11 protein-coding genes are annotated in these 17,293 nt (G+C 63.0%); 2 read left to right on the top strand and 9 right to left on the bottom strand.

The genetic code is table 11. The features are described 5' to 3' along the window. Positions 1–35 precede the first annotated feature (35 nt). Together gyrA and gyrB are read right to left on the bottom strand one after the other, a co-directional pair. Entirely contained in the window at positions 36–2,480 is a 2,445-nt protein-coding gene (gene gyrA, locus BDK61_RS07520) for a DNA gyrase subunit A (protein WP_121302904.1), read from the bottom strand. Continuing rightward, a complete protein-coding gene (gene gyrB, locus BDK61_RS07515; RefSeq protein WP_004962319.1) occupies positions 2,477–4,405 on the bottom strand; it encodes a DNA topoisomerase (ATP-hydrolyzing) subunit B in 1,929 nt (642 codons plus the stop codon). The genes gyrA and gyrB overlap by 4 nt, the downstream gene beginning before the upstream one ends. A 138-nt stretch (positions 4,406–4,543) precedes the next feature. Here gyrB and BDK61_RS07510 point away from each other — a divergent pair, with 138 nt between their 5' ends. Next, a complete protein-coding gene (locus tag BDK61_RS07510; RefSeq protein WP_121302903.1) occupies positions 4,544–6,931 on the top strand; it encodes a DNA topoisomerase VI subunit B in 2,388 nt (795 codons plus the stop codon). Position 6,932: 1 nt separating this feature from the next. Next, positions 6,933–8,039, top strand: a complete 1,107-nt coding sequence (locus BDK61_RS07505) for a DNA topoisomerase IV subunit A (RefSeq protein ID WP_004962323.1) — start codon at positions 6,933–6,935, stop codon at positions 8,037–8,039. 26 nt (positions 8,040–8,065) lie between these two features. Here BDK61_RS07505 and BDK61_RS07500 read toward each other — a convergent pair whose 3' ends face one another. The 7 genes from BDK61_RS07500 to BDK61_RS07470 all read right to left on the bottom strand — a co-directional run bounded on the left by BDK61_RS07500 (position 8,066) and on the right by BDK61_RS07470 (position 17,283). Next, positions 8,066–9,349 (bottom strand): outer membrane protein assembly factor BamB family protein, encoded by a 1,284-nt coding sequence (locus BDK61_RS07500; RefSeq protein ID WP_244209723.1) that lies wholly within the window; start codon positions 9,347–9,349, stop codon positions 8,066–8,068. A 145-nt stretch (positions 9,350–9,494) separates the two neighbouring features. Then, the gene (locus BDK61_RS07495; protein ID WP_007187990.1) at positions 9,495–9,974 is read right to left on the bottom strand and encodes a hypothetical protein; all 480 of its coding nucleotides are present in this window, start codon (positions 9,972–9,974) and stop codon (positions 9,495–9,497) included. Between the two features lie 90 nt (positions 9,975–10,064). Continuing rightward, positions 10,065–10,811, bottom strand: a complete 747-nt coding sequence (locus BDK61_RS07490; RefSeq protein ID WP_011223036.1) for an MBL fold metallo-hydrolase — start codon at positions 10,809–10,811, stop codon at positions 10,065–10,067. Between the two features lie 63 nt (positions 10,812–10,874). Next, positions 10,875–12,539: an ATP-dependent DNA ligase LigA gene (gene ligA, locus BDK61_RS07485; protein ID WP_121302902.1), complete on the bottom strand. Its 1,665-nt coding sequence runs from the start codon at positions 12,537–12,539 to the stop codon at positions 10,875–10,877. Positions 12,540–12,577: 38 nt separating this feature from the next. After that, entirely contained in the window at positions 12,578–15,025 is a 2,448-nt protein-coding gene (locus BDK61_RS07480; protein WP_121302901.1) for a type II secretion system F family protein, read from the bottom strand. 1 nt (position 15,026) lies between these two features. Next, positions 15,027–16,649 carry a type II/IV secretion system ATPase subunit gene (locus BDK61_RS07475; RefSeq protein ID WP_121302900.1) on the bottom strand — a complete coding sequence of 541 codons (1,623 nt, stop codon included), beginning with the start codon at positions 16,647–16,649 and terminating at the stop codon, positions 15,027–15,029. 133 nt (positions 16,650–16,782) lie between these two features. After that, positions 16,783–17,283, bottom strand: coding sequence for a TIGR04206 family protein (locus BDK61_RS07470; RefSeq protein WP_121302899.1), 501 nt, complete (start codon positions 17,281–17,283; stop codon positions 16,783–16,785). Between the last annotated feature and the right edge of the window lie 10 nt (positions 17,284–17,293).

Genomic DNA, 17,293 nt, shown 5'->3' with positions numbered 1-17,293 from the left:
TGGGCGAAAAAGGCCGCTCGCTTCGCTCGCGGCCGCTATTCAGTTTCTGCCGGCACAACTGTCACACTCGCCACGCGGTCATCCTCTTCGAGTCCCATAATCGTCACACCCTTTGTGTTCCGACCGACCTGGGACACGTCGCCGGCGCGGATGCGCATGATCTGGCCCTGTTCGGACATGATGACCAGATGGTCCTCGTCGGTGACAGCCTTGGCCGTCGACACGCGACCGTTGCGGTCGTCGGTCTTGATGTCGATGAGGCCCTTGCCGTAGCGTGACTGGGTGCGATACTCGTCGAGTTTGGTCCGCTTCCCGAAGCCGTGTTCCGTGACGGTCAACAGCGACCGGGGGTCGTCGTCGTCAGTGGCGACCATCGCCGCGACCTTATCATCGTCCTGCAGTTTGATGCCGTTGACACCGCGTGCGGAACGGCCCATCTCGCTGACTTCGCTCTCGCTGAAGCGGATGGTCATCCCCGCCTCCGTGGCGATGACGAGGTCGCCGGTGCCGTCGGTGACATCCACGTCGATGAGTTCGTCGCTATCTTCGAGTTTGGCCGCGATGATACCCGTCGAGAGGATGTTCTCGAACTCCGAACAGCAGGTCCGCTTGACGTAGCCGTTCCGGGTCACCATCGTGATGCACTCGTCGTCGCCGAACTCGTCGGTCGAGACGACGGCGGTCAGTTCCTCGCCGTCGTCCAGGTCGATGAGGTTGATAGCGGACTTGCCCCGTGCAGTTCGGGACATTTCCGGGATCTCGTAGGTCTTGAGCCGGTAGACCTGTCCCTGATTGGTGAAACAGAGCAGGTAGTCGTGGCTGTTGGCCCGGAACACCTTCGAGACGCCGTCGTTCTCCTTGGGGTCGGCCCCGATGATTCCCTTGCCGCCGCGGTTCTGGGGATCGAAGTTCTCGACCGGCATCCGCTTGATGTAGTCGTCCTCGGTGATGACGACGACGCAGTCTTCTTCAGGGATGAGGTCCTCGTGAGTGACCTGCCCCTCGTCCTCGATGATGCTTGTCCGGCGGTCGTCGTCGTAGTCGTCCTTGACTTCCTGAAGTTCGTCGGCGATGACGCTGTCGAGCTTTTCGCGGCTGTTGAGGACGGATTCGAGGTAGTCAATAGTGTTCTGCACGTCCTCGTACTCGTCTTCGATTTCAGCTGCTTCCATCGAGGTGAGCGAACCGAGTTGCATCCGGACGATGTGGGCGGCCTGCTCCTCGGAGAAATCAAAGGACTCCTGCAGCCCGGTGCGAGCGGCGTCGCGGTCTTCCCTGTTACGGATAAGCTCAACTACGTCCTCGACGTTTTCGAGTGCCTTCAGCCGACCTTCGAGGATGTGGGCACGGTCCTCGGCTTCGGCGAGGTCGTACTCGGAGCGTCGGCGGACGACCTCGCGGCGGTGGTCGATGTAGTGCTGGAGGCTCTCTTTCAGCGAGAGGACCTTGGGCTGGCCATCGACCAGCGCGAGGTTGATCACGCCGAACGTGGATTCGAGGTGATGGTCGAGCAGTCGGTTTTCGACCACGTCGATGTTTGCCCCGCGCTTGAGTTCGACGACGATACGGACGCCGTTGCGGTCGGACTCGTCGCGGAGGTCCGAGATCCCCTCGATTTTCCCCTCGTTCACGTCGTCGGCGATACGCTCGACGACGCGGGCCTTGTTCTCTTGATAGGGGAGTTCGCTGATGACGATTCGCCCCTCTTCGGGGTCGACTTCGTATTCGGCGCGGACCCGTAAGCGGCCTCGACCGGTCGCATACGCCGAGTAGATGGCGTCGCGGCCGACGATGTTGCCGCCGGTCGGGAAGTCCGGCCCCTTGATGTGCTCCATCAGGTCCTCAACCGTACAGTCGGGGTTTCCGAGCAGGTGGACCGTCGCGTCGACCAGCTCGCCGAGGTTGTGCGGCGGGATGTTGGTCGACATACCGACAGCAATCCCGGACGACCCGTTCAACAGGAGGTTCGGGACCTTCGACGGCAGCACGTCGGGTTCCTGCAGGCGGTCGTCGTAGTTACTGGAGAAGTCGACGGTGTCTTTCTCGATATCTTCGAGCAGTTCCTCGGCAAGGGGGTCCATCCGGGCCTCTGTGTATCGCATGGCGGCCGCGGGGTCGCCGTCCATCGAGCCGAAGTTCCCCTGTCCGTCTATCAGCGGATACCGCATCGAGAAGTCCTGTGCCATCCGGACGAGCGTGTCGTAGATGGCTGAGCCGCCGTGTGGGTGGTAATCACCCATGGTGTCGCCGACAATCGAGGAGGACTTCCGGTGGGCGGTGTTCGAGGAGACGCCCATCTCGTGCATCGCATAGAGGATGCGTCGATGAACGGGTTTGAGACCGTCCCGAACGTCCGGGAGCGCCCGACCCGCGATGACCGACATCGCGTAGTCGATGTAGGACTGCTCCATCTCGTCCTCGATGCGGACGTGCTCGATCCGCTCTGCCGGGGCGTTGGCGTCGTTAGCGTCAGAACTCATATATCGACCCACTCCGCTTCAGGCGAGTGCTCCTTGATGAACTCCTTGCGCGGTTCGACGGCGTCGCCCATCAGGATATTGAACATCTTGTCGGCGGCCGCGGCGTCCTCGATGGTGATCTGTTTGAGAATCCGGTTGTCGGGGTTCATCGTCGTCTCCCAGAGCTGTTCGGGGTTCATCTCACCGAGGCCCTTGAACCGCTGGACATGGGTGGGGTTGCCGTCACACTTCTCTTCGATGATCTGGTCGCGCTCCGCGTCCGTCATCGCGTCGTAGGTGTTACCGCGGTAGCGAATCCGGTACAGCGGAGGCTGGGAGGCGTAGACGTAGCCGGCTTCCAGTAGCGGCTTCATGTGCCGGTAGAACAGCGTCAGCAGGAGCGTCCGGATGTGTGCCCCATCGACATCTGCGTCGGTCATCAGGATGATCTTCTCGTACCGCAGGTCCTCAATGTCGAATTCGTCGCCGATACCGGTCCCGAGCGCAGTGATGAGGTTCCGGATTTCGTTGTTCTCCAGAATCCGGTCCAGCCGGTGTTTCTCGACGTTCAGGATCTTCCCTTTGATGGGGAGAATCGCCTGGAAATCCGGGTTGCGGCCCTGTTTGGCGCTGCCGCCCGCGGAGTCACCCTCGGCGATGAACAGTTCGGCTTCCTCGGGGTCCCGGGTCTGGCAGTCGGCCAGCTTTCCGGGCAGTGCGGTCGAGTCGAGTGCCGACTTCCGCCGGGTGAGCTCTTCGGCCTTCTGTGCGGCCTTCCGCGCCTTTGCGGCCTCAACGGCCTTCCCGACGATGGCTTCGGCCGTGTCGGGGTTCTCCTCGAAGAAAGTCGCCAGTCCGTCGTGCATCGCCGATTCGACGATGCCACGGACCTCGCTGTTGCCGAGTTTCGTCTTGGTCTGCCCCTCAAACTGTGGGTCGGGATGTTTGACAGAAATGACGGCCGTCAGTCCTTCCCGGATGTCGTCGCCTTTGAGTGTATCGTCCAGATCTTTCAGCAGATTATTGTCGGTCGCGTAGTCGTTAATGACCCGTGTGAGTGATGTCTTGAATCCTGTGAGGTGTGTCCCGCCCTCGCGTGTGTTGATGTTATTTGCGAAGGCGTGGATCGAGCCCTGCAGGTCGTCGGTCCCCTGCATGGCAATCTCGACCTGTACCGGCCCCTCCGCGATCTCTTCTTCGTCCTCGAAGTAGATGATATCCCGGTGGAGCGGGTCCTTGGTCTCGTTCAAGTACTCAACGAACTCGCGGATGCCGCCGTCGTAAGCAAACGTCTCAGTTTCGCCATCGCGCTCATCGTCGATAGAGATGGCGACACCGGAGTTGAGGAAGGCGAGTTCACGCAGTCGGGACGATAGCGTCGAGAACTTGAACTCGCCGGTCTCGAAGATCTCGTCGTCGGGCCAGAACCGGACCGTGGTCCCCGTCTCTTCGTCGGGCTTGAGGTCGCGGACCTTCTTCAGGTCGTACTCCGGTTTGCCGTGGTCGAAGCGCTGCTTCCAGAGCGCGCCGTCGCGCCTGACTTCGACTTCGAGCCACTTCGAAAGCGCATTAACCACGCTCACCCCGACCCCGTGGAGTCCGCCGGAGACCTGGTAGGACTTGTTGTCGAATTTGCCACCCGCGTGGAGGATCGTCATCACGACCTCGACGGCCGGGCGGCCGTGCTCTTCGTGGGTATCGACGGGGATTCCCCGGCCGTCGTCGCTGACAGAGACGGAGCCGTCGTCGTGAATCGTTACGTCGATGTTGTCACAGTAGCCGGCGAGCGCCTCGTCGATCGCGTTGTCGACCACCTCGTAGACAAGATGGTGGAGGCCACGAGCGTCCGTCGACCCGATATACATCGCGGGTCGCTTCTGGACGGCTTCCAGCCCTTCAAGGGTCTGGATCGACTTTGCGCCGTACTCATCAGACTCTCCTGACATAGGAACTTACCAGTCATAATAGAGGGGGACGTATAAAGCTCCCGCACGCGCGCGGGACTGCGATTTTGAAGCGAGGGTTTACTTTCACTCCGGTGGCGATTACCTTTTAACCCCGACGCGGGTACGTACCGCACGACAATGACCTCGTATCAGTCGCAACTCGGCGAGGGCGAGGGGATCGCCGAGGAGTTGGCCGAATCCCAGCGGGCCATCTCCATCGCCGAGTTCTTCGAGAAGAACAAGCATATGCTGGGCTTCGACTCGGAGGCCCGGGCGCTCGTTACGGCCGTCAAAGAAGCCGTCGACAACGCGCTCGACGCCTGCGAGGAAGCCGGTATTCTCCCCGATATCTACGTCGAGATTCAGGAGTCCGGGGACTACTACAAGCTAGTCGTTGAGGACAACGGCCCCGGGATTACGAAGGAACAAGCGCCGAAGATCTTCGGGAAGCTCCTCTACGGGTCCCGATTCCACGCCAGAGAGCAGAACCGCGGCCAGCAGGGGATCGGTATCTCCGCGGCCGTGCTCTACTCACAGCTGACTTCCGGCAAGCCCGCAAAAATAACGTCCCGGCCGAAGGGGCAGGACGAGGCGCAGTACTTCGAACTCATCGTCGACACGGACACTAACGAACCCGAGATTAGCGTCGACGAGACAACGACGTGGGAGCGACCCCACGGGACGCGAATCGAACTGGAGATGGAGGCCAACATGCGGGCCCGGTCGACGCTGCGGGACTACATTCAGGACACCGCTGTTGTCAACCCTCACGCCCGCGTCGAGTTCGACGAACCGGGGCTGGACGAGTCCCTGAAGTTCGAGCGGGCCGAGCGCGCGGAACTCCCCGACGAGACCGAAGAGATCCGCCCGCACCCCCATGGCGTCGAGTTGGGGACGCTCCTGAAGATGCTCGAAGCGACGGATTCGTACTCCGTATCCGGCTTCATGCAGGAGGAGTTCACCCGCGTCGGCGGGAAGACCGCCGACAGCGTCATCGCGAACTTCAACGACCGGCACTACGGCCGCGGCATGGCCTGGCAGCCGCCGAAAGTCAACGAGGACGCCGATATCGAGCGCGCTGTCGAGGATGCCGTGGCGAACAAGGGCGCTGAAACCACTGCGACGTTCGCAGCCGCCGTTTCCGATGCTATCCACGACCGCGACCGGGTCGCGTACCACGAGGTCGAATCCATCGTCGATTCGGCGGCCGAAGACGCCGAAGCGGACGGCGACACGACGTTCGGCGCGACAGTTCGAGAAAACGCCGTCGACGCGGCCTGGAACGCCGTCAGCGACAACTTGTCGAGTGACCTCTACGCCCTCGTCGACGACGTGACGACGAAACGCAAGGACGACGCCGCAGTCGAGGGGCTGGCGAGCCGACTGGCCGACAAGTTCGACGACGACCGCCACCGGCTGACCCGCGACGAACTCCGGGGGTACATCGACCGCGCGGCCGACATGACCGAGGAGCAAGACGACGCCACCTTCGGCGAGACGGCCCGTGAGAACGTGCTAGAGGCGCTCTGGACGGCCGCAGAGGGCGTCCCGGAGGAGCCGCCGAAGGTCTCCGACATCGCCGACGACCGCGATACGGCGAGTCAGTTGCTGTCGGCGATGCGCGAGACGGACATCATCGCGCCGCCGACGGACTGTCTCTCCCCCATCAGCGCGGAACTCGTCGAGGAAGGACTCCGGAAAGAGTTCGATGCGGACTTCTACGCCGCGTCGACGCGAGACGCGTCGGTCCACGGCGGCGACCCGTTCATCGTCGAGGCTGGTATCGCCTACGGCGGTGAACTCGAAAGCGAGGGGACAGTCGACGTGATGCGATTCGCCAACCGGGTCCCGCTGGTGTACCAGCGCGGGGCCTGTGCGACGACTGACGTTGTGAAGTCCATCCGCTGGCGCAACTACAACCTCGACCAGCCCGGCGGCTCGGGCATCCCGAAGGGGCCGGCCGTCATCATGGTCCACGTCGCCTCGACGAACGTGCCCTTCACCAGCGAGTCAAAGGACGCCATCGCCAACGTCCCCGAGATGGAAGACGAAATCGAACTCGCCATCCGGGAGGCTGCTCGCGAACTCAAGAGCTACCTGAACAAGCGTCGCTCGATGCAACAGCGCCGCGAGAAGCAGGACAAGCTGGCGACTATCCTGCCCGAGATGGCCGAAAAGCTCACCGAAGTCACGGACAACGACGAGCTACACATTGATGACTCGCTGGCCCGCATCATGAACAACGTCCTCGTCGAGCGCGAGGTCGAGGACGACACGGTCCGGGTCCGTATCGAGAACAACGACGACACGAACGCGGACGTGGAACTGACCGACATCGTCACCGCCGAACCGCAGGTCACCAACGGCGCGACGGTCGTCGAGATGGACGGCGAGTGGTTCGTCAAGTGGTCCCCGACTGTCGGGGCCGGTGAAACCGCCGTCCTCGAATACAGCGTGACCGACGAGGCCGAGTTCACCGTCTCGGTCGACGGCATCGAAGAGGAGAAACTCACGGTGAACGCCTGATATGAGCACCGACTCAGACACCACACCCGACACCGAGGAAGCGCGCGAGCAACTCATCGACCTCGCGGCGGACTTCTACGACCAGTTCGCCGACGGCGAGGTGCCGACGATGACCATCCCGACCCGGACCAAGTCCAACATCGTCTTCGACGAGGACGAGCAGGTCTGGGTGTACGGCGACCGGAACTCCACGCGGTCGGCCAAGACGATATCCGGGGCCGAAAAGATCCTGAAGGCCGTCTACACTATCGATTTCCTCTCCCAGCAACTGGAGGAAGACCGCTCCTCGACCCTGCGTGAACTGTACTACCTCTCGGAGTCCTGGGACCTCGACGAGGCCCAGTTCAACACGCAAGACGAGTCGAACAACCTCATCGAAGATCTGGAAATCGTCTCCGATGTCAAGCGCGAGGACTTCCATATGCGTCCGGAGGAGTCTGGTGCGAAGGTGATGGGACCGCTGCTCCTCCGCGAGCAGACCAACCGCGGGGACCGCGAAATCCACTGTCAGGACGACGTGGGCCAGGGCGGTTACCAGATTCCGAACAATCCTGACACCATCGAGTTCCTCGACAACGACGCGAAGTTCGTCCTCTGCGTGGAGACTGGTGGCATGCGCGACCGACTCGTCGAGAACGGCTTCGACGACGAGTACGACGCGCTGGTGGTCCACCTCGGCGGCCAGCCCGCGCGGGCGACTCGGCGGCTCATCAAGCGCCTCCACGACGAACTCGACCTTCCGGTCACGGTATTCACTGACGGTGACCCGTGGTCGTACCGCATCTTCGGGTCGGTCTCCTACGGCTCCATCAAGAGCGCGCACCTCTCGGAGTATCTGGCGACGCCTGAAGCGCAGTTCATCGGCATCCGCCCGGAGGACATCGTCGAGTACGAACTGCCGACGGACCCCCTGTCGGACTCCGACGTCAACGCCTTAGAGAGCGAACTGGAGGACCCACGCTTCCAGACCGACTTCTGGGAGGAGCAGATCGAACTCCAGCTCGATATCAACAAGAAGGCCGAGCAGCAGGCGCTCGCTTCTCGCGGGCTTGACTTCGTGACGGAGACGTACCTGCCCGAACGGCTGGACGAGATGGGCATACTGTAGACACGGTATCGACGGAGCGTTCTCGATTATTCCAGCGCGTACACGGTATCGGCAGCGGCGACATAGGCCCCATCTTCGTCGACGGACAGATCGGTCAGATTGCTCCCGACATCGAACGCCCACCGTTTCGTTCCGGCCGTCGTATCGACCGCGAACTTGAATCGATTCCGCGGGTCGCCGTCCGTCCACGAGTCCACGTACAGGGTGTCGGAAACGACCGCTGCTGGCACCACCCCTTCAACGTCTACGTTGGGCTCCCACGTCCATCTCTGTTTGCCGTCGCTACTGTCGTAGCTGCGTATCTTGTCACCGCCTGCATAGAGGACGCCGTTCTGAACCGGGACTTGTTGGACGTAGCCCGACTGCTTCGCTCGCCACTGTTGCTCGCCGGTCGTCGGGTTGAGCGCGGCGACGTGTGTACCACCGACGTAGAGCGTCCCATCATGGAGCGTCGTCGATGCGACGGACCCTTCGTCATGTCTCCAGACGGTCTCGCCGGTGTCAGCGGCGACGCCGATTACCGTTCCATGGGTCTCGTCCACGTCGGCGGCATAACAGAGCATGTCGTCGGTGGCAACCATCGTCCGAGAGTAGTAGTCCGAAACGTCAGTGATCCACTGTTGCTCACCGCTTTCAGCGTCGTACGCATAGAACCGACCGTACGACGCCACGTATATCGCCCCGTTGCGCACCGCTCCCTCGTACTGGTCCCCGATTTCCCCGGACCATTGCACCGACCCGTCGGCAACAGCGAGCGCGTAGAGCGTTCGTCCCTGCTTCGACGGGGCGTCGGTGTTGGTCCCGACGTACACCATCTCCTCGGTCGCGCCGAGCAACTCCAGCCACCACTCTCCGGGCGAGAACGTCCACTGCTTTGCACCGCTTTCGACGTCGAGTGCCACGACGATGTGGTCCTCGTACAACCCTTCTTTCCCGCTTACGACGAAGACGGTGTTTCCGACGCATCTCGGCTGCGCGCGGATGGGGTCGCTCGCATCGTACATCCACTGTTGGCTCCCGTCAGCAGTTGCAAATGATTTGACCGTTCCCGACTCAGTCCCGACGTACAGACTGCTCCCCGTACTAATTGGCGGGGCAGTGATCGGTGAACCGAGTGATTGCTGCCAGGCGACGAACGGTTCCGTTTCCCCGCTCCGCTTGTGGGCGGCCGTCCCAGCCCCTGATTCCGGTGTCGTCTCAGTTCCAATCGGTGAAGTCTCTATGTACCCGTTCGAACCGAGACAGCCAGCGGACGCCAGTCCGAGGGTCGCCACACAGCCACGAAGGTATCGCCGACGGGAGGAGGGCATTAGGAGTCCATCTCCTATCACTCGGTAAATGTTTTCTGTCGAGTGGAAAACGGGAACAGTCGTGGTGAGGCCGGTGCGCAATTAGTGTACTACCCGGAACGACTGACCGGCAAAACGAATCCGCGTTTGCTCGGTCGAGAATCCATCAGTCGTGATCGACTGACCGGTCTTGTGGCGGTAGTTTCAGCAGAGAGCGGACATGTCGCCGGAACCAGTTCCGTATGTTCGCACCGACCGGGGTGAACACCAGCGTCGCGGCGAGACAGATAGACACGAGTTGGACAGCAATCGTAACCCACGGTGTAAAGGTCGGAACGAAGACCGTAACGACCCCGACAGCCAAGACCAGATAGATACTCAGTTCCGCGACAAAATAGCCGAAACTGGCCCTGAGTGAGGGCTGAAAGCCGGCGGTCCAGAACGACACGACGACTATCGTTCCGAACAGCAGGCCGGCTCCCATCGTCGACAGCGGCAGTTCGGCCTGAATCGCATCGGCCACGGCAGAACCAAGGGACCACAGCGACGGCCCGACGAGGAGCCAGACGAGCAGTAGGTGACCGAACGAGGGCGTTCGTTCGGCTGGGGAACGTGTTTCCCCTGTTCGGTCACTGGCGCGTTCCATGTCGGTGGTGTTCTGCTGAATCCTTCAATATTGTTTTGACTGACAGATAGACCGTCTGCTGTCTCGGGTCGCCGAAGACGGGTTCGCCAGTCAGTTCTCGTCCAGCACGACCGGAACGCCGCGTTTTGCGACATCCTCGGCGAACGCACCCGAGTCGGCTTCGAGCAACTCGAACGTGTTGTAGTGCATCGGGAGCACGAGGTCCGGGTCCATCGCCTCGGCCAGATCGGCGGCCTCGTGGCGGTTCATGGTGTAGTTCTTGGCGATAGAGGGGACGAACAGCGAGACGTCGAGTTCGGCGTGGCCGTCCAGCACGTCGGTGTCGCCGGGCCAGAACACGCGGGTGTCGTCGATGGCGACGAGGAAGCCACAGCCGATACCCTTCGGGTGAATCGGGCTGCCGTCGTCCTTCAGGTTCCGGCCGTCCTCGTGGTTGTACGCCGGCATCGTCCAGATCGGGACATCGTCGACCAGCACGTCGGCCTCCATCGACACCTTGCGGACCTCGTAGTCGAGGTCGGCGAGGCGGTCGAGGTCGCGGTCGGTCGCGTGGACGTTGATACCTTCGAACGCGACGACGGTGGCGTCCTCGCTTGCGACGCGGCGGATGCCGTCGGGGTCGTAGTGATGAATGTGGGTCACACAGACGATGTCGCCGTCTTTCGGGGCGTAGTCCTGCGTCGGCGGATGGCCGATGCCGGGCGTGTCCGGTTCCCACTCGCCAGTCAGGACGCCGTACCGGCCGGGGTCGAAGTAAACCACCGTGTCCTCGCCTTCCAGCCGCAGGGTCGCGTAGCCGAGCCACTCCGCAGTGATGCCGTCGTGTCGGACTGTCATGAACGGTTGTTCTTGGAGACGCCCATTACGCGTGTCGGTCCGTCTCGAAACGGCCCAGCGGCGCTACTGTGACTCGGCCAGTCGCTCAACGCGCGCAAGCGAGTCAGCGCTGTCAGGCGTCTTGTCCTCGCGGACCGAGAGGAACCGGGGGAACCGAAGCGCGTAGCCCGAGGCGTAGGACTGGGAAGCCTGTATCTCCTCGTAGCCGACTTCGAAGACAATGGCCGGGTCGAGCACTACGTCGCGGCCGTCCTCGCTCCGGATGTACGGTTCGAACCGCTCGGTCAGGTCGTCCAGTTCCTCGTCGGTGATGCCAGTCGCGACGTTCCCGACGGTGGCGTAGCCGTCGTCAGTTCGGACAGAAAGCTCGAACGAGCCAAGCACGTTCGCCCGGCGGCCTTCGCCCCATTCCGCGCCGGTGACGACACAGTCGAGCGTCTCCACGTCAGGTTTGCGCTTGCGCCAGTGCTTGCCCCGCTTGCCGGGCGAGTACGCCGCTGTCGGGTCTTTCAGCATGATGCCCTCCTGTCCAGCGTCGAGGGCCGCCGTTTCCAGGTCTTCAATCTCGTCGGGGTCGTCCGAGAGCCACATCTGCGAGACAACGTCGCTGTCAGCCGGGAACAGCGATTCGAGACGGTCGTGGCGCGTTTCCAGCGCGGCGTCAAGCAGGTCCTCACCGGCGGCGTGCAGACAGTCGAATGCGTGTAGCCGGACGGCCACGTCCTCGCGTGCCGCGGCCACGTCGTGTTTCCGGCGGAAGCGCCGCAAGACCTCCTGAAACGGGAGCGGGTCGCCGCCGTCGTCGACCGCGACCACCTCACCGTCGAGGATTACCGGTGCGTCCAGCGTCGACTCCACGGTCTCGACAACCTCCGGGAGCGGGTCGGTGACTTCCTCCATGTTCCGGGAGAACAGCCGCGCGTCCTCGCCGTCGAAGTGGACCTGCACGCGAGCGCCGTCGTACTTCCACTCGACCGCGGCGCGGTCCCAGTCTTCGAGCGCGCCAGCGACCGTGCCCGCCTGTGCCAGCATCGCCTGAACGGGGCGGCCGATTTCGAGGGTGACAGTCGCCAGTCCGGACTCCCCTTCGTCGCGGGCCACTTCAGCAACCATACCGTAGTCGTTCGACACCTGCACGGCCCGTTCGACGGCCTCGACCGGCACGTCGAAAGCGGCCGCAGCGGCGTCCCGGACCGTCCCCTCGCCGACGCCGATACGCATCTCTGAGAGGACGAGGCGGGCGAGGTAGCCGGCTTCCGTCGACGAACACCGCGAGAACAGGCCAAAGAGGATATCGACTTTCGTCCCTTGGCTCCCACTGCCGTCGACAGCCGCCAGGTTCCGTAGCTCGTCGTCGAGTTCCGCGACGGTCAGCGCGTCGTCCCCTCCACCACCAGCACCGAACGCGGCGAGGCCCTGCTGACCACCGAGGTCGTAGCTGGCCGCGACGGCCCCGATTTCGCCCATGTCGGCGAGGCGCTGCTCTACGTCGTCGGCGCTGACGTTCTGGCCGGCCGCCCGGGCAATCGCCTCGTAGCAGAGCCGCGGCCCGATGTCGAGCGTGCGGGATTCATAGGCCGGAAACACTCGACCCTGAACGAAGCGAGCAAGCGTCGAGAGGTCCGAACCGGATGCTCGGAACAGGTCGGTCACCGCCTCCGTAATCGCGGTATCGGCACTCTCAGATTCTATTGCTTCGGCGCGGTCGGCGAAGGCGGCAAACTCCATCAGCGCCTCCTACCCGATTGTGAACCGTAAATCCAGCGTCACTCGACCGTGTACTCGACGGTGACGTTCTCGCCAGCCGTCGACGACGAATACGGCTGGTCCGGGGTCCCTGAATTACTGTCGAAGGGGTAGTCGAGTTGCTGGTTCCCGTTGGTGTCCTGATGGGCGACGAGTACGAGCGACTGGCCAGTCGACGGCGGCCTGTCAAGCGTTATCTGTACGTCGCCGTGGGACCCTGAAGAAAGGTACTCGGAGGTCCCGAGCACTCTGCCGTCCTCCTCGAACTCCCGGACAACAATGAACCCTCCCTCCGAAAGAGACGCTGATTCGACCGTTATCTGGTCGCCGGACACGGCGGGGCTGGTGACCGTCATCGACGCGACCGGCGAGGACAGCAAGATGAACGCGACGTACGCGACGCCCAGCAGAATCGCAGCGTGTTTCGCGCCGTCCTTGAGCGTTCCTTCCCCGAGTTGGCCGCCGATGAAGCCGGTGAGGACGGCCTGAATCAGCGCGGTGTGGAAGAACACGAGCGTGTACGCGGCCTTGTCGACGCGGCCGAAGCGAGCGAACTGGTCGACGCTGACGCCCAGGCGGTTCGACTCCCCGGCCGGCGTCGGCACGCTGGAGGGCAGGCTCGGGACGAGCACTTCCTGCACGGCGACGATGATGACGAGAAACACCAGGAAGGCGACGTAGATGACGACGAGATAGGTAAGCATCTGCTGGCGTCGCCGCCGTTTCAGCCGGAGGTCGGCCCGCGACTGGGTGGCTGCGATGCGGAACACCGGACCAAGCTGGCCCGAGGCGTGCATCGCGTGGGTCAGCAGCGTCACGATGCGCGTTATCGCCGTCGTCTGGACCCGGCGGCCAAACCGGACGAGCGCGTCATCGACGTTCGCGCCCATCCTGATGTCGGCCCAGATGCGGTGCATCTCCTGCGTGAGTACACCGATGTCGCTGCCGCGGACCCGTCGGAGGCTCTCGACGACAGTCATCCCGGCCTCGTTCAGGCTTGCCAGCCGTTCGAGCAGGTCCGGCGTCGCGTCCTCAATGCGGGACAGCCGCTGCGTGTAGATGAACCGAACCAGCGCGAACGGCCCCAGAATCAGCAGGACTGACTGGATGACGAGGTCGTCGAGGAGACGGATGTTGACCGTCGATGCCTGGAACGCAGGTGGGGTACGGACGAGTAACAGCACTACCGCGACGGGCACGGTGAGATGGAGGACGTACACCGGGTTCCAGACCAGCGTCTGAATCGGGGAGCTGAGCAGTTCCCGAAGCGATTCCACGCGGTCGTGGAACCTGAGCCGGTCCCAGTTCGCCTCGTCGGCCGGGACGACGCCGCCGTCGGGCAGGCCGAGACGGCTGGTCCCCAGGCTGGGTTTCCCCAGCGTCGCCGTTTCGTACCGGTCCAGAATATCCGTCGTCCCGCCGTTCCCGATACCCAGCGACTGGAGCTTGCTATCGAGATATACCATGAACCCGACGTTAGCCAGCGGGATGACGAGATATGCCATCATCTGTAACAGCCAGAGCGTGTCCGTCGTCGTCAGGCCGAACACGAGGAGAATCGTCATCAAGAAGAGCACGGCGGCGACGAACACGGTGACGTACGCCTCGGCGACCGTTGCCAGCCGTTCCAGCAGGTCCTCCTGACGCTCGGCGGCTTCCTCCTGATGGCGCTCGTACTGCTCGCGGAGGAACGGGGCCAGCGACTGGCCGCTCTGGAGGACGCTAGAGAGGTTCTCGGTGAACGTCTTGAACCGTTCGCTGGGCGTCCGCCGGGAGACGTGTTCGAGCGCCGTTATCATGTCCCGGCCGAACAGGTCCATCTCCCTGACAGCGACGCCGACCTCTCTGGCTGTGTCACCGTAGATTTCTTGATTCCGGGCCAGTACACGCATCACGTCCGAGAAGGACATCCCACCGCGGGAGAGCGCGTACATGAAGGCAATGGTGCGGGCCATCCCCTCGTCGATGTTCCGGCTTCGCACGTCTGCCTGATTCTTGAGCCGTTCCCAGCGGTAGAGGTACGTGAGGCCGGCCGTCGCCGCGCCCGAGAGCACGCCGCCGCCGATGAGGATGTAGAGCGTCTGCGTCGGCGTCAACACGAGTTCGAACGTTCGCAGGCCGAAGGCGGTCACCATCGTCGAGGGGAGCCCCTGTGCAAGGTTCACTAGCGCCGGTAGCACAAGCAGAAAGCCGCCGATGGCGTACGCGCCGGTGATAGCGCCGGCGACAGCCCCCACACAGGCGTACACCAGCGTTCTGGCGGCGTAGCCGCGGTACGTCTCGTCGACGTATGCGGCTTCGAGCTGTCGTTCGCGTTTTGGCGACTGGCCTACGTACCGGCCGAAGAGCCGTCGGGACAGCCGCGTGACGTTGCGGTCGAAGCGCTCGTTGACGGTGCTGTAGCCGACCAGCCCGAGAATCCCAACGACGACGGCGAGCGGTGCCAGACCGAGCGGGTTCAGCGCCATGTCAGGCTATCGCGTCGTCGTCGATGTTCGCTATGACCTGTTCCTTGTCCGCGTAGTACTTGTTGACCATCGCCGTGAACTTCCGGTAGTCGGTGATGCCCTCGGACTGGAGGTAGCGGAGGAACCGCTGGCGGTTACGGAGTTCGGTCAGCAGTTCTGACTGACTCCAGCCGCGTTCCTCGCGGATTTCGTCCAGTAGCTCGCTGTTGTTCTCGGAGAAACGGTCCTCGGTGGCCCGCCAGTTGTATGTCGTCGAGTAGTCCAGTTCGCCGGTTCGCTGGTCGATGCCCTCGATTTCGGCGAGCGTTTTGGCACGGCGGACGCGCTCGTCACCCGAGCGGGCCAGCACCTGCACACAGAGGATATCGAGGCTCTGAACCATCGGCCGCGGGACGTTGATTGGCTCGTTCTCCAGCCGGTTAATGACGGTCTGGACCGAGTCCGCGTGCATCGTCGAGAACGTCGTGTGCCCGGTGTTCATCGCCTGGAACAGCGTGATAGCTTCCTCACCACGAACCTCGCCGACGATGATGTACTCGGGGCGGTGCCGGAGCGCGGACCGCAGCAGGTCGTACATCGTGATGTCCGAATCGTCCAGTCGCTCGCGGGTGACTGAGGAGAGCCAGTTGTCGTGATACAGGGATAGCTCGCGGGTGTCCTCAATTGAGAGTACCTTCGACCGGGGCGGGAGGAACATCGCCAGCGCGTTCATCGACGTGGTCTTGCCGGCCGCCGTTCCGCCGGCGAAGATGAGCGACTTGTTGGACTCGATGGCCAGCCAGAGGTACGCGAGCATCTCGACGGAGAACGTGCCATAGTCCAGCAGTTCAATCGGCGTGAACGGTTCGTCGGCGTATTTCCGGATGGTGAATGCCGAACCGCGGGGAGTCACCTCCTCGCCGAGCGCCAGTTCGATACGGGAGCCGTCCGGGAGCGTCGTCGAGACGACGGGGTCAGAGACGGAGACGTGCCGACCGGAGCGCTGGGCCAGCTGGATGACGAAGTCGTTCAGTTCGTCGGCGTCGTAGGTGATGTTCGTCTCGATGTCCGTGTAGCCGTCGTGGTAGACGAAGATGGGGAGGTTCGCCCCGTCACAGGAGATGTCCTCGATGTCCGGGTCGTGCATCAGGGGGTCGATGTGGCCGTAGCCCTGGAAGGAGCGATGTAGGTAATAAAACAGGCGGTAGAACGTCTCGGGTTCGATGACGACGCCGTACTCCTCAAGCCTGGCTTCGAGTTCTTCGGCGAGGACGCGCTCCGGGTCGGTGTCGACGTCGTCGCGGTAGATGAGCGGGATGCGGATGTCCTCGAACAGACGGTCGAGCAGTTCTCGCTCGATGTCGGTCAGCGACGGCTCGACGACCTGATACAGGTGCTCGTCGCGGTCCGGGTCGTGGTTGATAGAGGCAAAGGCGAAGGGGGCGTTCAGCCAGTAGCGTTCGACCTCGTTGTAGCCGTTCAGGCCGTCGAACTCGACCAGCGTCCCGTGGCGGCTGGGGTCGTAGTTTGCCGTCGGAACCGCTGACCCGCTCAACACCGTCGCGGTCCGCGAGAGCCACGACTGGATGTGGCCGAGAGGGTCCGAAACGAAGGCACCGGGTTCGGGAGATTCTGGGTTCGACATCGGTGGTTCAGTGGGGAGCACACAGTGCTCCGCGGAATATACCTCTGCTATCGTATCCACCTACTTAAATTCGCTCGCCAAATTATCAGGAGTATAATCGCCAGCGGTCGGACGAACGGGACCGGACTGGCTGTCACGCGCGGTCGACAGTCAGCAGCAAATAGGCGAACACGAGGGCGACGAGCGCCCCGATGGGGACGGTGATACCGGGGAACGACGTGATGAACAGCCCGCTGGCCGCGAGCGTGAGGACGCCAACAAGCCCGAGCAGCCCGCCGAACAGTCGCACTGGGTCCATAGGGAGAACCGCTTCAACGCGGTCCTCAGCGGCGTAGTAGTAGAGGCTGAGGCCGAGCGGGAACAGGAAGCCGACCAGGGCCGCGACCCCGAGTGTCCCGGCGAGCGCAAGCGGCTCCGACTCCTGGAACGCGGTGACCTGCCACGCCCAGAGAAACGGCCGCTCTCCGGGGAGCGTCGCTCCGAAGATGAACTGGAACCGGAACGGAAGAAAGCGAAGCCCGACGACAGTCACCCCCTCAATCTCGAACAGCGACACCGACCACGGGGCCAGCCCCACGAGCCACGTCGCAAGCACCGCGAACTCGCCCGCGTACTCTGATTTCACCCATGCCATACTACTGTCA

The organism is Haloarcula quadrata (assembly GCF_003634715.1).
Classification (GTDB): domain Archaea; phylum Halobacteriota; class Halobacteria; order Halobacteriales; family Haloarculaceae; genus Haloarcula; species Haloarcula marismortui.
The sequence above is the reverse complement of the archived record's forward strand: the minus strand, read 5'-3'. Positions and strand labels throughout refer to the sequence as shown.

Coding starts and splice junctions, on each gene's coding strand:
- gyrB (WP_004962319.1), bottom strand. CDS start 4,405: ATGTCAGGAGAGTCTGATGAGTACGGCGCAAAGTCGATCCAGACCCTT.
- BDK61_RS07470 (WP_121302899.1), bottom strand. CDS start 17,283: ATGGCATGGGTGAAATCAGAGTACGCGGGCGAGTTCGCGGTGCTTGCG.
- BDK61_RS07500 (WP_244209723.1), bottom strand. CDS start 9,349: ATGCCCTCCTCCCGTCGGCGATACCTTCGTGGCTGTGTGGCGACCCTC.
- ligA (WP_121302902.1), bottom strand. CDS start 12,539: ATGGAGTTTGCCGCCTTCGCCGACCGCGCCGAAGCAATAGAATCTGAG.
- BDK61_RS07480 (WP_121302901.1), bottom strand. CDS start 15,025: ATGGCGCTGAACCCGCTCGGTCTGGCACCGCTCGCCGTCGTCGTTGGG.
- BDK61_RS07505 (WP_004962323.1), top strand. CDS start 6,933: ATGAGCACCGACTCAGACACCACACCCGACACCGAGGAAGCGCGCGAG.
- BDK61_RS07490 (WP_011223036.1), bottom strand. CDS start 10,811: ATGACAGTCCGACACGACGGCATCACTGCGGAGTGGCTCGGCTACGCG.
- BDK61_RS07475 (WP_121302900.1), bottom strand. CDS start 16,649: ATGTCGAACCCAGAATCTCCCGAACCCGGTGCCTTCGTTTCGGACCCT.
- BDK61_RS07495 (WP_007187990.1), bottom strand. CDS start 9,974: ATGGAACGCGCCAGTGACCGAACAGGGGAAACACGTTCCCCAGCCGAA.
- gyrA (WP_121302904.1), bottom strand. CDS start 2,480: ATGAGTTCTGACGCTAACGACGCCAACGCCCCGGCAGAGCGGATCGAG.
- BDK61_RS07510 (WP_121302903.1), top strand. CDS start 4,544: ATGACCTCGTATCAGTCGCAACTCGGCGAGGGCGAGGGGATCGCCGAG.